The sequence below is a fragment of the Pedobacter cryotolerans genome (assembly GCF_005116475.1).
Classification (GTDB): Bacteria; Bacteroidota; Bacteroidia; order Sphingobacteriales; family Sphingobacteriaceae; genus Pedobacter; species Pedobacter cryotolerans.
The window spans coordinates 261,255-275,723 of the sequence record NZ_SWBO01000002.1; the positions used below are offsets into that span (position 1 = coordinate 261,255).

General features: G+C 32.7%; 11 protein-coding genes. 8 read left to right on the forward strand and 3 right to left on the reverse strand.

Annotated elements, in window-relative coordinates:
• Positions 1–73: 73 nt before the first annotated feature.
• The gene (locus FA045_RS04215) at positions 74–775 is read right to left on the reverse strand and encodes a DUF4397 domain-containing protein (protein ID WP_136874795.1); all 702 of its coding nucleotides are present in this window, start codon (positions 773–775) and stop codon (positions 74–76) included.
• A gap of 244 nt (positions 776–1,019) precedes the next feature.
• Here FA045_RS04215 and FA045_RS04220 point away from each other — a divergent pair, with 244 nt between their 5' ends.
• The 7 genes from FA045_RS04220 to FA045_RS04250 all read left to right on the forward strand — a co-directional run bounded on the left by FA045_RS04220 (position 1,020) and on the right by FA045_RS04250 (position 11,535).
• Entirely contained in the window at positions 1,020–1,829 is an 810-nt protein-coding gene (locus FA045_RS04220; protein ID WP_136874797.1) for a hypothetical protein, read from the forward strand.
• On the forward strand, positions 1,819–3,855 hold the full coding sequence (locus FA045_RS04225; RefSeq protein WP_136874800.1) for a ComEA family DNA-binding protein: 2,037 nt from the start codon (positions 1,819–1,821) through the stop codon (positions 3,853–3,855). Before FA045_RS04220 ends, FA045_RS04225 begins: the two co-directional genes overlap by 11 nt.
• Positions 3,856–3,859: 4 nt before the next feature.
• Entirely contained in the window at positions 3,860–5,947 is a 2,088-nt protein-coding gene (locus FA045_RS04230; RefSeq protein ID WP_136874802.1) for a ComEC/Rec2 family competence protein, read from the forward strand.
• Positions 5,948–5,951: 4 nt separating this feature from the next.
• Entirely contained in the window at positions 5,952–6,731 is a 780-nt protein-coding gene (locus FA045_RS04235) for an enoyl-CoA hydratase/isomerase family protein (protein WP_136874804.1), read from the forward strand.
• A 23-nt stretch (positions 6,732–6,754) separates the two neighbouring features.
• Positions 6,755–7,432, forward strand: coding sequence for a hypothetical protein (locus FA045_RS04240; protein WP_136874806.1), 678 nt, complete (start codon positions 6,755–6,757; stop codon positions 7,430–7,432).
• Positions 7,433–7,569: 137 nt separating this feature from the next.
• The gene (locus FA045_RS04245; RefSeq protein ID WP_225871272.1) at positions 7,570–9,357 is read left to right on the forward strand and encodes an LTA synthase family protein; all 1,788 of its coding nucleotides are present in this window, start codon (positions 7,570–7,572) and stop codon (positions 9,355–9,357) included.
• A 6-nt stretch (positions 9,358–9,363) separates the two neighbouring features.
• Positions 9,364–11,535 (forward strand): S9 family peptidase, encoded by a 2,172-nt coding sequence (locus FA045_RS04250; protein ID WP_225871273.1) that lies wholly within the window; start codon positions 9,364–9,366, stop codon positions 11,533–11,535.
• Positions 11,536–11,930: 395 nt separating this feature from the next.
• Here FA045_RS04250 and FA045_RS04255 read toward each other — a convergent pair whose 3' ends face one another.
• Positions 11,931–12,647: a DUF3307 domain-containing protein gene (locus tag FA045_RS04255; protein WP_136874810.1), complete on the reverse strand. Its 717-nt coding sequence runs from the start codon at positions 12,645–12,647 to the stop codon at positions 11,931–11,933.
• Positions 12,648–13,259 carry a SatD family protein gene (locus FA045_RS04260; RefSeq protein WP_136874812.1) on the reverse strand — a complete coding sequence of 204 codons (612 nt, stop codon included), beginning with the start codon at positions 13,257–13,259 and terminating at the stop codon, positions 12,648–12,650.
• Between the two features lie 149 nt (positions 13,260–13,408).
• On the opposite strand from FA045_RS04260, the gene FA045_RS04265 reads away from it, so the two are divergent.
• Positions 13,409–14,431 carry a ligase-associated DNA damage response exonuclease gene (locus FA045_RS04265; RefSeq protein WP_136874815.1) on the forward strand — a complete coding sequence of 341 codons (1,023 nt, stop codon included), beginning with the start codon at positions 13,409–13,411 and terminating at the stop codon, positions 14,429–14,431.
• Positions 14,432–14,469 lie beyond the last annotated feature (38 nt).

A 14,469-nucleotide genomic window follows, 5' to 3' on the forward strand; every position in this document is an offset into this window, starting at 1 on the left:
AAAAATAAAATTGTTATGATATAAAAAAAGCATCCCAACAGTTTGGAATGCTTTAAAGTATTTTTTTTGCAATTTAGTTTTGTTGTATTACATGAAATTTAGCTGTGGTAGTTGTTGCTGCATCAAACCAAATGGTATAAATTTTACCTGAAGTAAAATTTGTTGCTGGTATTGGAACTGATATTCCTGAATTAACCACACTAACCTGTAATGCAGCAGTAGCATCTAAAACTAAATAGCCATTTGTATTTGCATTCCCAAAACTCAAACCATTTACTAAAGCCGTATTATCTGCTAATGACACATTTAAAGTGTTGTTTAATGCAGGTGCCAAATTAACGAACCTAACCTTTATTTTACCAGCAGCAGGAGCCGTTTGATCATCCGAAAAACCATTCATTCTTGCTGTTCCAGACTGATCAACATAATAAAATACTGTATATGATAAATCTGTATTTAAAATTGCCTGGAGTGCTACAGAAACCGCAGTAGAACCAGCGTTCCTGAAAGATATAACTGAATTACCCGCTTTTAAAGTTAAATAAGGACTTGTTTGTGCATAAGCGACAGCTGCAGTAGTTAATTTTGTGTCGTTTTGATAAAAATCTTGCGCATTTGAACCTGAAACCGTATTTGTTACGCTCATTTTTGCATTACCATATTCAATTGGTTCGATTTCCTGTTCTACATCTTTTTTACAAGAAGATAATAACACGGCAAAAGCACTTAAGGCAATAAGTACAAATGCTCGCTTTTTGTTAATAAAAGTTTTCATAGGGTGTTTATTCTAATGTGTTAAGTAATAATAAAATTCAAATTTACTCATAATCAAAATATTAAACAACCTAAAGTGTATTTAGATTTCATTTTTCACATCACTTCATAACCTTAGTTGATAGTATTAAGAAAAATATTTTACTATAAAATTAAATTCTTTATTAATAGTTAAAAATAAAATTAAATTTTGTTTTTATTTGAAATTGTTTTTGAGTTTAAGTAAATTGGTTTTACCTAAACTTATGAAAACCTTTATTAAACTCTCTATTTTACTGTTATTTAACTGTAGCTATTACGCTGTAGCACAAACTAATTTTGGACCACGCCTAACTGCCATGGGTAATAACGGAGCCGCCGTTAAAGATATTTGGAGTACTGAAGCTAATGCAGCCGGAATTACTGGAATTAATTTACCAACTATTGCTTTAAACTACACTAAATACTTATTAGATAACGAGTTAAGCAAACAAGCAATTTCATTTGTTCTACCTTTAAAAAATAATTTTTTAGGAGTAAGTTTTCAACGATATGGCATTACCCAATACAACGAGATTAAGGGTGGTTTAGCTATTGCGAAAAAATTTGGCGATAATTTATCTCTATCGCTAAAAGGAAATTACCATCAAATCAGTATTGCAAATTATGGCGCCACAACAGCTTTATCTGTTGATGTTGGCGCTATGTACAAATTAAATGAGCAATTAACATTTGGTTTTTACATCAATAATCCAGCTGTTCAAAAATATGGTTCAAATCAGGTTCAAAAAATAATACCTACAGTTTTTCATCTGGGCAGTGCTTATTATGCAACTGATAAATTATTGTTAGCATCAACTTTAAGCAAAGATTTACATGCTGGTATAGATTTTAGCTTGGGTATTGATTATAAAATTATCGATTTAATAAGCCTAAGAGCTGGTTTAAGTGTAAAACCCTTTAAACATTATGCTGGCTTTGGTATTAACTACCGCAAATTAATGGTTGATTTTGCTGTAGAAAACGATCCAAATTTAAATTACAATCCTCAAATTGCTTTGGCTTATGCGTTTTAGTATCCTAACCTTACTAATTGTATGGGGTATTTGTGCAAAGGCACAAACTCAAGAAGATATATTAATTAAGGATTTGATTGAAAGTATTGCAGAAAATTTAGCTGATGATTTCGATTTATCTGAACTGCAAGACAGGCTTACTTATTACAGAAAGAGACCAATTAATTTAAACAATACTAATCCCGAAGAATTAAAGACATTATTTTTCCTCTCTCCTATTCAAATTAGCAATATTTTCACCCATATTAAAACCAATGGAAAGTTTATTGATGTTTTAGAACTGCAAAGTGTTCCAGAATTTGACATAGAAACCGTCAATAGATTATTACCATTTGTAACCTTAAATCAACAAGATTTAGTAGATAAAATTACACTCAGGAACATCCGAGTTTTGGCAGATAATGACTTGGTTCTGAGAATTGGTAGCGTTTTAGAAAAACCAAAAGGTTTTACAGATTTACCTGGAAGCAGATATTTAGGCACACAAGAAAGATTTTTGTTGAGATATCGTTATGATTATTCAAATCGAATTTCTGCATCTTTTATTGCAGAAAAAGATGCTGGTGAAACTTTTATTAAAGGCGAAAAACAAGTGCTTTTTGATTATCAATCATTTCATATTGGCATTTACAATACTGGCAAGTTCAAAAAGATTATTTTAGGAGATTACTCCTTGCAATTTGGGCAAGGTTTAACTTTGTGGACTGGTTTTTCTTTTGGTAAAGCGCCCGATGTGGCAACTATTGCAAAAAGAGATGTGGGCTTAAGAGCTTACACATCGGCTAATGAATATTCATTTTTAAGAGGTTTTGCAACAACTGTTCAGCTTAGTAAAAATATCGAGTTTACACCTTTTGTTTCATTTAGAAATTTAGATGGTAGTTTGAGTTTAGACGAGAATGGAAATGAAGTTTTAGAAAACATCAATGAAACTGGTTTACATAGAACACAAACAGAAATCAAGAATAAAAACAGTGTCGGCCAGCAAGTATACGGAGGTGTTATACAATATCAAAAAGACAATTTAAGTATTGGCGCAATTGGCTATCACTCTAAATATAGTAATGCATTTATTACTGGCGACCAGCTTTATAGACGAAACAATTTTGTTGGCAAGAGCTTAACAAATATTGGTTTAAACTATAACTACACTTACAAAAATATTTACTTTTTTGGCGAAGCTGCAAAAAGTTTAACCAGTGGTTTAGCTTATTTGAATGGCGCATTAATCAGTTTGTCATCAAAAGTATCGGCTGCTGTTTTACACAGAAATTATCAATCCAATTACCATAACTTTTTTAATCAAGCAACTGCAGAAGCTAGTGAAGCTTTTAACGAAAAAGGATTATATATAGGATTAAACATTAATCCTACAAAAGCATGGAATTTATCATTTTATGCCGATTATTTTAAATTTCCATGGTTAAAATTTAGAATTGATGCCCCATCTGACGGATATGAAATTTTAAGTCAGCTTACTTACACACCTACAAAAACATTTAAAGCTTTTGTAAGATATAAAAGTGAGCTAAAACAACAAAACACTGATTTGGATGTTCCAATTAATTTTTTAGATAATGTAAAAAGAGAATCATATAGAGCTGATGTAAGCTGGCGATTGAGTAAAACAATCAGATTTCAAAACAGAGTTGAAGTTTCACAATTTAAAAAAGGTGTTGACAATGCAGAATTCGGATATATGATTTATCAAGATGCAAGTTATGTACCTAGCCTTTCAAAATTAAGTGGAAACATACGAATTGCCTATTTTAATACACCATCATTTAACAGCAGAATATATGCTTACGAAGATGACGTACTGTACAATTTTGCTTTTGCCATGTACAACGGAAATGGTATTAGAACGTATGCTAATCTTAAATACAAACTTCTTAAAAAGTTAGATGTATGGGCAAGATATGCCTTGTTTTTATATAAAGATGTTGAAACCGTAGGTTCAGGCTTAGATGAGATTGCTGGCAACAAAAAAACTGATGTAAAACTCCAAATCAGATATCAGTTTTAACAATATGACATTTAAATCAGAGATTATATTTGTAAGAGTTTTAGCTCCATTTTTAGCTGGTATTGTTATTTTTTATCTATTTGCTGATCAAAACTTAATTAATGATCTGCTAACGGTAAGTATATTACTGCTTACTTTTTTAATTATTATAAATGTTTTTTACAAAAGTATTAAGGCTTATCACTTTAAAAAATTAATAACTACAATCTTTTATTTGTTCTGTTTCGCATTTGGCGGATTGCTAACTCTTTTGCATCATCAAACTTATCGTAGCAACTATTTTGCTAGTAGCAATTACGATTATTTAAAAGTTTGGATTAATGATGAGCCACAACTAAAAAATAAAATTTTAAGATTTGAAGTTATCGTTACGCATGGCTTTAATAAAAAAGACGAAAAACAACTTTCAGGTAAATTACTAATTGCACTAAAAGTAGATAGCATTAAGCCAATTGAATTAAATTACGGGGATGAATTAATAATTACAGGTAAATATCAACCTGTAGAGCCTGCATATAATGATGGTGAATTTGATTTTAAAGCATGGCTAGCTGTTAAAAACATTTATCAGCAAACATTCATCAATCAAAATCAATTGGTAAAACTTAATGAAAATGAAGGAAACAAAATCATCAAATTCGCTATTCAGCAACGCCAAAAGCAAGTAAAAATTTATAGAAAATTGATTAAAAATGATGAAGCGTTTGCTGTAGCATCGACATTGGTTTTAGGTTACAGAGCAGATTTAAGTAAAGAAACCTTAAATGCGTATAGCAAAACTGGCACCATACATGCACTTTCAGTTTCTGGTGCACATGTAGGGATTATCTTCTTTCTGCTAAATGCAATGCTATCCTTTTTAGATCGAAAAAAACTTTTAAAAGTAATTAAGCTCGTAGTAATCTGTTTTTTGATTTGGTATTACGCATTACTTACAGGTTTTTCATCTTCTGTTCTTCGCTCAGCAATAATGATAACCATTTTTATTTTGGCAAAATCATTTAACAGAAGCAGCAACAACTACAATATATTAGCATTTACAGCATTTATCCTATTATTTTATAATCCATTTTACATTTGGGATGTCGGCTTTCAGCTATCATTTATATCTGTATTTGGATTAATTTATTTACAGCCGAAAATTTATAAGTGGTTATACTTTAAAAATAAATGGGCAGATAAATTATGGTCGGCAATTGCATTAAGTTTAGCGGCACAATTGGCTACTTTTCCATTAAGTGTTTTTTACTTCCATCAGTTTCCGGTGTATTTTCTATTAGGCAACATCTTTATTTTACTACCTCTTATTATATTGATGTATTTCGGGATAGGTATTTTAATACTAAAGGTCTATTTTTTGGCTCCAATATTCGAATGGATCATCAGTTTTACAAATAATGGATTAAAGTTTATTGCAGATTTACCTTTTTCTGGCATCACATCAATTTGGTTAAATACTTGGCAATTGTTATTACTTTCTTCAGCAATAGGTTTTCTTATTTACGCTTTAGTAAACTACCAGAAAAGGCTGCTGTTTTTTGCCATTTGTTTATTAATAGCCTTTCAAACTTATGCTGCATTTGTAAAAACATCCGCAATGCGACAACAAAAAATTAGCTTTTTTACCTTAAGAAAAAATTATGCAGTAGCTTTTGTACAATCAAATAAAGCCATACTCGTTACCGATTTAACAGCTGATGATAAAAACTTTCAATTTTTTGTTGAGCCTGCATTAGATAAAATGCAAGTTGAAGATGTATTATTTATCAATTGGAAACAGGATACTGTACTTACTAATTTTGTAAAGAAAGAGAGTCAAATTAGGTTTTTGAACTATAAGATTTTGATGGTAGATGAAAAATTCAATTATAAAAAGATTGACAATATGCCTAAAGTTAACGCAGTTTGGTTGCACAATAACACACGTAAAAACATTAAAGAGCTACCAGAAGAGGTAGTTTTTAAAGAACTTATTATAGATGCGAGCAATAAAGATTACATGATTAAAACTTATGAGAATGATGCAAAAAAAATTAAGCTGAAATATCATACATTAAAGAAAAATATTTCATATTTGATAAACCTTAAGTAATTAAATGGCTGAGCACTTAGTATTATATGAAGTTAAAGATAGAATTGCAACTATCACTCTAAACAGGGTTGAGAAGCGTAATGCGCTAAATCCGGATTTGGTAGAGCAGCTAACCAATAATTTACTAATAGCCGAAGAAGATAATGATGTTAAGGTTATTATATTAAAGGCAAATGGAGCTGTATTTAGTGCTGGTGCAGATTTAGCTTACTTACAGCAACTTCAACAAAATAGCTACGAAGAAAACTTAGCAGACTCTAATCAGCTTAAAAAACTATTTACCACCATTTGTTATTCACCTAAAATTGTAATTGCTCAGGTAGAAGGACATGCCATTGCTGGTGGTTGCGGTTTAGCAACAGTTTGTGATATTATTTTTGCTGTGCCCGAAGCAAACTTTGGTTATACAGAAGTTAAATTGGGCTTTGTACCTGCAATTGTATCATGTTTTTTGTTGCGTAAAACAAGTGAAACTATTGCAAAAAAAATATTATTAACAGGAGAATTATTTTCTGCAGAGCAAGCGCTAGCCTATAATTTAATCACCTTTGTAACAAAAGCTGAAGAAATTAATCAAAAAACAAATGAATTTGCATTAAGCCTTTGTAACAACGCTTCATCAAACTCGTTAATGATTACCAAGCAATTAATAAACCAAACTACCTATACATTATTAGAAAAAACATTAGATATGGCAGTACAAATTAATGCTAGAGTAAGAGAAAGTGATGACTTTAAAAAAGGAGTTGCATCATTTTTAAATAAAGAAAAAATTAATTGGTAAACTACAACTAAAAATTATAAAACATGTTTAAATCAGTAAAAACAGGCGTTTTAGCCGCAATCTTAATCAGTACGGCAATTTTTGCAAACGCACAAAAGAAAATTAGTGAAGGTACAGTTACTTATGCTGTAGAATATGCGCCAACTGCAGAGCAGGAAGGAATGGTTGGTATGTTACCTACAGAACAAAAAGTGAAATTTAACGGAAACTTAATTAATATGGTAATGGAGCAGGGACCAGCAACAATTACTGTATTTTCTGACCTTGCTACACAGTTAGGATTAGTTCTTATTGATGTTCCTGTTGCGCAAATGCAATTTGCTGTAAAACAAACTAAAGCAGATTACGATAAGCAAAGGGCAACTGCGCCAAAATTTAGCGAATTTAAAGCAACTGGCGAAAAGAAAATGATTGGAGCTTATAACACAGAAAAATATACTTATAAAGATGACAAAGGTGCTGCTTACGAATTATGGGCAACAACTGATGTAGAATTACCAGCAGGTTTCGCAGGTGAAGATTTTAAAGGTGTTAAAGGTGCTGTAATTAAGTTCACTAACTTTCAACAAGGTTTAAAACAAACTTTAACAGTTAAAGAAATTAAAGAAGAAAAAACCGGCCCTTTTAACTTAGATGTACCTAAAGGATACGAAGTTAAAACCATGGAAGAAATTATGGCAATGCAAGGCGGCGGCGAATAATCCGCTTTACCTTATATTAAATCAGGCTTTTATTTTGGCATTTTTAGTAAATTGCGCCAATGTTTAAAAGCCTGATTTTTTTTGTCCGTTTTTTTTTACTTTGGTTACTGTTTTTTGCCATTGATCGATTTGTGTTCATGTTTATCTTTCATAAAAAACTGAGAGATATTCCGCTAAGCGATAAATTTTATACATACTACCAAGCCTTAAGATTAGACCTATCAATGGCTGCTTATCTGGCTGTTGTTCCGTTAATTGTTTACCTATTTTGGTATTTCACAAAAAAATCAACTGCCAATTTTAAGTGGGTAGTAATTTATAACAGAATTTTAATAGCCTTATTCGGATTTTTTTCCATCGTAAATTTTAATACTTATCGAGAATGGGGAAGTAAAATCAATTATAGTGCAGTTGCGCCAATTATTTTTACACCAAAAGAAGCAATCGCTTCTAGTGGTACTTCACCATTTATGTTTTCGATGTTTATTTTGGCAATATTAATTGGAAGTGGGTTTTACCTCAATTTTTTATTAGTTAAGAAGCAAATTACCTTTATTAAAACACCAATTTACTTAAAAGTAATTGTTGCAATTTTATTAACAGGTTTTAATTTTTTATTAATTAGAGGGGGTTGGGGAACAGCACCTAACAGCCAAAGCATGGCTTATTTTTCTAAATATGAGATTTTAAATCATGCCTCATTAAATACTGAATGGAACTTAATGTCGAGCATTTTAGCCTCTAATAAAATTAACAAAAACCCGTATTTATTTATCGATCAAAAAGAAGCAGAAAAAACAGTAGCTGATTTGTATAAAGTAGAAAAGGATACCACAATTTCTATTTTGAAAAATCAAAAACCCAATGTCGTTATTTTTATTTTAGAAGGTTTTACAGCTAATCTTACTAAAACATTAGGCAATGAAAACGGCATTTCTCCAGCTTTTGATAGCTTAATAAATGATGGTTTATTATTTACAAAAATTTACTCATCAGGTACTAGAACAGATAAGGGTATTATTGGCACCTTAACAGGATTTCCAACTTTAGGCTTGGGTAGTATTGCAAAATGGCCCGAGAAAATGCAAAAAATCCCAGCCATTAGTCAAAAACTATTTCAAAATAATTATCAAACTTCATTTTACTACGGCGGAGAAGCAGAATTTGGTAATTACAAAGCATTTATCCTCAGTCATAACTACCAAAAATTGGTTGATAAAAATAGCTTTGATAAAAAAGATATGAACTCGAAATGGGGTGCTTATGATGGATTGGTTTTTAACAAACAATTGGCAGATATGAGCCAAACTAAACAACCATTTTTTTCTACTATACTTTCGTTAACCAATCATGAGCCATTTGAAGTTCCAGGCACTGCAAAATTTGGAAGAAAAAATTCTATTGAAGCTTTTAAAAGCACTGCTTTTTATACCGATTCATGCATTAATTCTTATTTAAATGATGCAAAAAAGCAAGCTTGGTATAAAAACACTTTATTTATATTTATTGCAGATCATGGTCATCTTTTCCCGAAAAATAAATATGATATTTCGCAGCCAGAGCGATACCATATTCCGCTCCTATTTTACGGCGATGTAATTAAAGATGAATTTAAGGGTAAAAAAATAGACCATATTGGTAGTCAACAAGATTTGGCTGCTACCTTATTAGCTCAATTAAACATCTCACACAAAGATTTTTTATGGAGCAACAATTTATTAAATCCTTACACAAAGCATTTTGCTTTTTTTAGCTGGGATAACGGCTTGGGTTTTGTAAAAGACAATCATTACGTTACTTTTGATACTATCGGAAAAAACATCCTATATCAAAGCGAACCCACAGATAAAGAGAAAACCAATAAAAATTTAGCATTAGGAAAATCTTACCTACAATCTGTCTATCAGCAATTTATAAACCTATAAAACACTATGAAAATTACCAAACTAATTATGCCTATTTTATTTGTTTCTTTTTTAGCATCAAGTATAACTAAAGCACAAAGAGGTGGCATCAACTGGACTAAATATGGCAACAGTTATTACCAGAACACTGGTGGCGAAATTGTTACCATTACCTTACCAAAAAACGAGCGTAAAACAATTTTAAGCCTAAGAATGCTTACACCAGCAAATGCACAAAACCCATTAAATGTTAGAAGCTTTCAATTCTCTAATGATGGCACAAAAGCATTAATTTACACCAATACAAAACGTGTATGGCGCCAAGATAGTAAAGGCGATTACTGGGTTGCAGATATCACAAACAATACTTTAAAACAAATTGGCAAAGGCAAACCAGCTTCATCATTAATGTTTGCTAAATTCTCTCCAGACGGCAGCAAAGTTGCTTATGTAAGCGAACATAATATTTTTGTTGAAGACTTAGCCACCAACAATATCAAAGCTTTAACCACAAATGGTACAACAAGAATGATTAATGGAACTTTTGATTGGGTTTACGAAGAAGAATTTGGCTGTTTAGATGGTTTCAGATGGTCGCCAGATGGAAATTCCATCGCCTATTGGCAAATTGATGCTACTAAAATTAAAAACTTCTTAATGATTAATAATACCGATTCTATTTATTCATTTAATGTACCAGTAGAATATCCTAAGGTTGGTCAAGATCCTTCTGCTTGCAAAATTGGCGTGGTTGATATTGCTAGTACGCAAACAAAATGGTTGGCTGTTCCGGGTAGCGAAATTCAGAATTACATCCCTCGTATGGATTGGATACCAAACACCAACGAAGTAATTTTACAACAATTAAACCGCGAACAAAACCAAAGCAAATTATTTGTAGCCAATGCTGCAACTGGCTCAATTACCGAAATTTATAAAGAAACTAATCAATCGTGGATTGATGCTCAAGACCAATTCATTTGGTTAAATGGCAATAAAGAATTTATCTATCAAACAGAAAAAGATGGCTTTAACCACTTCTATCGCGTTAGCAAAGATGGTAAAAAAGAAACTCTAATTACCAAAGGCGATTATGATATCATTGACCTAAGTTTAGTTGATGAGAAAAACAATTATATCTACTTCATTGCTTCGCCAAACAATGCCACCCAAAAATATTTGTACAAAACAAAGTTAGATGGTAAAGGAAAGTTAGAAATGGTTACACCTTCTGTTTTACCAGGTACACACAACTATTCTATTTCTCCAAATGGTTTATTTGCTCGCCATACGTATCAAAGTTCAACAATTTCGCCTGTTACCGAATGGATGAATTTTGTAACCTTACAGCCAACTAGCATGGAAGGAAGTTTAACCAACCAAATAGCCAAACAACAACCCATTAAAAACAAAGTAGAGTTTTTTAAAGTAACTACAGAAGATGGTATTACATTAGACGGCTGGATGAAAAAACCAGACAATTTTGATGCAACCAAAAAATATCCGGTAGTATTTTATGTATATGGCGAACCCGCTTCGCAAACTGCTGCAGATGTTTGGGGTGCAGGAAGAAACGGCTTGTATGCAGGCGATATGGCCAAGGATGGTTACATCTATATTTCTATGGATAACCGTGGCGCACCAGTACCAAAAGGAACCGCATGGCGCAAAGCGATTTATAAAAATATTGGTGTTTTAAATATCCGCGATCAAGCAATGGCAACCAAAAAATTATTGGCTACCTACCCTTTTATGGATAAAGACCGTGTTGCTGTACATGGTTGGAGCGGCGGCGGTTCATCAACCTTAAATTTGCTTTTCCAATATCCAGAAATTTATAAAACTGGCGTTGCAGTCGCTGCAGTTGCTAATCAGTTAACGTACGATAATATTTATCAAGAGCGTTACATGGGTACTCCTTTTCCTACTACCGATGCGTATGTAAAAGGCTCGCCAATTACTCATGCTAAAAATTTAGTAGGCAATTTATTGTACATACACGGTACTGGCGATGATAATGTACATTACCAAAATGCCGAAATGCTAATTAATGAACTTGTAAAACATAAAAAAGTTTTTCAATTGATGAGCTATCCTAACCGTACCCACGGCATTGGCGAAGGCGAAGGAACTAGAGAACATTTAGCCTTAACTTTCACTAAATTTTTAAAAGAAAACTGCCCTCCAGGAGCAAGATAATTAGCTAAGTTTTAAGAGCCGCAGATAAGCAGATTCATACTGTAGATCTGCGGCTTTTTTATTTAAAAAGGTACTGTATCCTTTCAATTGAACGTTAGTCCCGCCCTCGCTTCAATCTTTTTTTGGGATTGTCATCCTTGAGCGACTACCTGCGGTAGGCAGGTAGGCGAAGGATTTGCAGCAAAAAAGGATTTTCCGCTAAGTCGGGTTTAGTACACCAAAGCTTGTGCTTATAGCTGCGTTTTCCTTGCAATAGCCCATGTTAAATAGCCACGATTGGAGCGCAAATCCTTTTTTATGTCACTCTGAGCGTAGTCGAAGAGTAAGTAAAAAAGATTGCAGCAAAAAGCGTGATTGACACTAATAGTTGCACTGTTATTGCGCTTCAGAAAATTTTAAAGATTAATTTTAAGTACGCCCAAAGCTACAACTAAAGCAATGCCAAAGCTCAATAAAGTTCCTATAAGCACGTATTCAGTTAACTTAATATCGTGAGCATCTTTTAAATCGCCGAACCTAAAAATAGATTTTGCAGCCAGTAAAAAACCTACCGCTTCAAAATGATTGGTGCAAACAAATAAATAGATCAGCAAGCGCTCCATAATACCAATAAACTTACCTGCATCTTGCAAAGATGTGGTTGATAATTGATTAGAAGGTTGTTTAGGAATCCATTTGGCGATAATAACCCTTATAAAAATAGCAGCAGGGGTTGTTAAAAACAAAGCACCAACTGCAAAAAGCCAAAGTTTAGTATCTTGTAAAAAACTAAGACTTAATTTAGGCTCGTAAATGTTATGCCAACACACAAAAATTAGCGCTACATGCAGCATTTGATCGGCAAAAAACCATTTTCTTTTTGTTTTCTCTAACTGAAATGTAAGTTTCATGGCATCAATTATCCCATGCCCAATGCCTACTACAAAAGCAATTTTCCAAACACTAAATGAGGCAAAAACAATAAATATTAAAGCAATATGAATAGCAATATGTAAATAAAGCTTATCTGATTTTAGCTTTTTCCGTTCTTTTTCTGCCACCCAACTATCGGGTTGTAAAAAGAAATCGCCTAAAATATGGGCCAAAAAAAGTTTAAGTAGCGCAATCTCCATTTATTTTTTAATTAGTTTGGCAACTTGGGTTCTATATCTATTTTCGAGCTCCATAATTTCGGTAAAATGCGCTCTTTTTAAAGCTTCACTAACCGATGATTGGCTTCTCCCAGATATTTTGGCAATTTTATCTTGTTTGGTATTTTGGTTTTCTATCGCATATTTAACCATTTCTGCAGCAATTTGCCCCCAACTATCCATCGTTATTAAAGCCAATTTAATAAATAAATTCAATTCTTCATCAAACTTTGGCCATGGCGTAATTAATGCCATGTTAACTTTGTTGGTTTTTAGGGTATCAAAAGCATTACCAGAGTTAATAAAAACCTCTCCATTGGCCTCGGTTACCTTTTCGGCATTAATGGTTTTTTTACCAATTCCAATTCCAATTCTTACATCGGCACCCTTTAAAGTTTTAATACAAGCCTTAATATAAATGGCATTTATTAGCGCATCTTTTGCGTTCAATTCTACCTGAAAACTATCTCCACGAAATATTTCCCAATTGATATTTTTACCAAAAAGACCATTTAATGCGTCCTTTAGCGTACCAATCCATTCATCTGGTAGCTCTCTAGAGTTAATTATATCTCCTGTTATTACTGCTATCATAAATCTAATATCGGGTATTTACCCGATAATTCAAAATATCGGGTATTTACCCGATAATTTAAGATATCGGCTATTTACCCGATAATATCTATTTAAGTTAAATGCCTATAAGCAAAAACTAATTGTTAATTTGTTGGTTTATTACAGCGATGGGATTAATTGAATTTACAAATCGTGGCATTTACTGCAAACAAGGCAATTTTTATATTGATCCATGGCATCCAGTAGATTACGCTGTTACCACACACGGGCACGCAGATCACGTAAAATGGGGAAATAAAAATTATTTGTGCCACGATTTAACCAAACCAATTTTAAAACAACGTTATGGTTTAGAAGATAATGTACAAACCTTGCCATACAATAAAGAAATAGACATTAACGGGGTTAAATTAAGTCTTTTTCCAGCCGGACATGTAATTGGTTCATCACAAATAAGATTGGAGTACAAAGGAGAAATTTGCGTGGTTTCTGGAGATTACAAAGTAGAATATGACGGTATTAGTACGGAGTTTGAACCTGTAAAATGCCATACTTTTGTTTCTGAAAGCACTTTTGGGTTACCAATTTATACTTGGCAGCCACAAGAATTAATTTTCGAACAAATTATAAATTGGGTTACAGACAATAACACTAAAGGTAAAACCAGCATTTTAGTGGCTTATAGTTTAGGTAAAGCACAAAGGTTAATTAAAAACTTAGCAGGTGCATTCCCTATTTACGTACATAACTCTATTGCTAATTTAAATGAAGCTTTTGTAGAGGCAGGGGTAGATTTACCTGAAACCATAAGAATAACGCCAGAAATTAAAAAAGATGAACTACAAAAAGGCATTGTAATTATTCCGCCAGTATTAGCCGATGGCAGATGGGTAAAAAATCTACAACAGCCTGCAATTGGCGTTTGCTCTGGATGGATGGCTGTTAGAGCAGGCCGTAGATGGCGTAGTGCCGACGCCGGTTTTGCTTTAAGCGATCATGCAGATTGGCGAGGATTATTATTGGCCATTAAAGCTACACAAGCTGAAAAAGTATTTGTTACACACGGTTCTACAGCGGTTTTTTCTAAATATTTAAATGAAATTGGCATAAGCTCAGCAGAGGTAACTACAAAATACGGTGCCGAAGATGATGAAGTAATTGGCGAAGAAAATAAGGAAGAAATAAAATAAGATATGCAGTTTGTCTCAAATTTCACATCTCAATACTC

What these genes read in the sequence shown, in the direction of transcription:
- FA045_RS04215 (WP_136874795.1), bottom strand. Translation starts at nt 775, where the DNA reads ATGAAAACTTTTATTAACAAAAAGCGAGCATTTGTACTTATTGCCTTA.
- FA045_RS04220 (WP_136874797.1), top strand. Translation starts at nt 1,020, where the DNA reads ATGAAAACCTTTATTAAACTCTCTATTTTACTGTTATTTAACTGTAGC.
- FA045_RS04225 (WP_136874800.1), top strand. Translation starts at nt 1,819, where the DNA reads ATGCGTTTTAGTATCCTAACCTTACTAATTGTATGGGGTATTTGTGCA.
- FA045_RS04230 (WP_136874802.1), top strand. Translation starts at nt 3,860, where the DNA reads ATGACATTTAAATCAGAGATTATATTTGTAAGAGTTTTAGCTCCATTT.
- FA045_RS04235 (WP_136874804.1), top strand. Translation starts at nt 5,952, where the DNA reads ATGGCTGAGCACTTAGTATTATATGAAGTTAAAGATAGAATTGCAACT.
- FA045_RS04240 (WP_136874806.1), top strand. Translation starts at nt 6,755, where the DNA reads ATGTTTAAATCAGTAAAAACAGGCGTTTTAGCCGCAATCTTAATCAGT.
- FA045_RS04245 (WP_225871272.1), top strand. Translation starts at nt 7,570, where the DNA reads ATGTTTATCTTTCATAAAAAACTGAGAGATATTCCGCTAAGCGATAAA.
- FA045_RS04250 (WP_225871273.1), top strand. Translation starts at nt 9,364, where the DNA reads ATGAAAATTACCAAACTAATTATGCCTATTTTATTTGTTTCTTTTTTA.
- FA045_RS04255 (WP_136874810.1), bottom strand. Translation starts at nt 12,647, where the DNA reads ATGGAGATTGCGCTACTTAAACTTTTTTTGGCCCATATTTTAGGCGAT.
- FA045_RS04260 (WP_136874812.1), bottom strand. Translation starts at nt 13,259, where the DNA reads ATGATAGCAGTAATAACAGGAGATATAATTAACTCTAGAGAGCTACCA.
- FA045_RS04265 (WP_136874815.1), top strand. Translation starts at nt 13,409, where the DNA reads ATGGGATTAATTGAATTTACAAATCGTGGCATTTACTGCAAACAAGGC.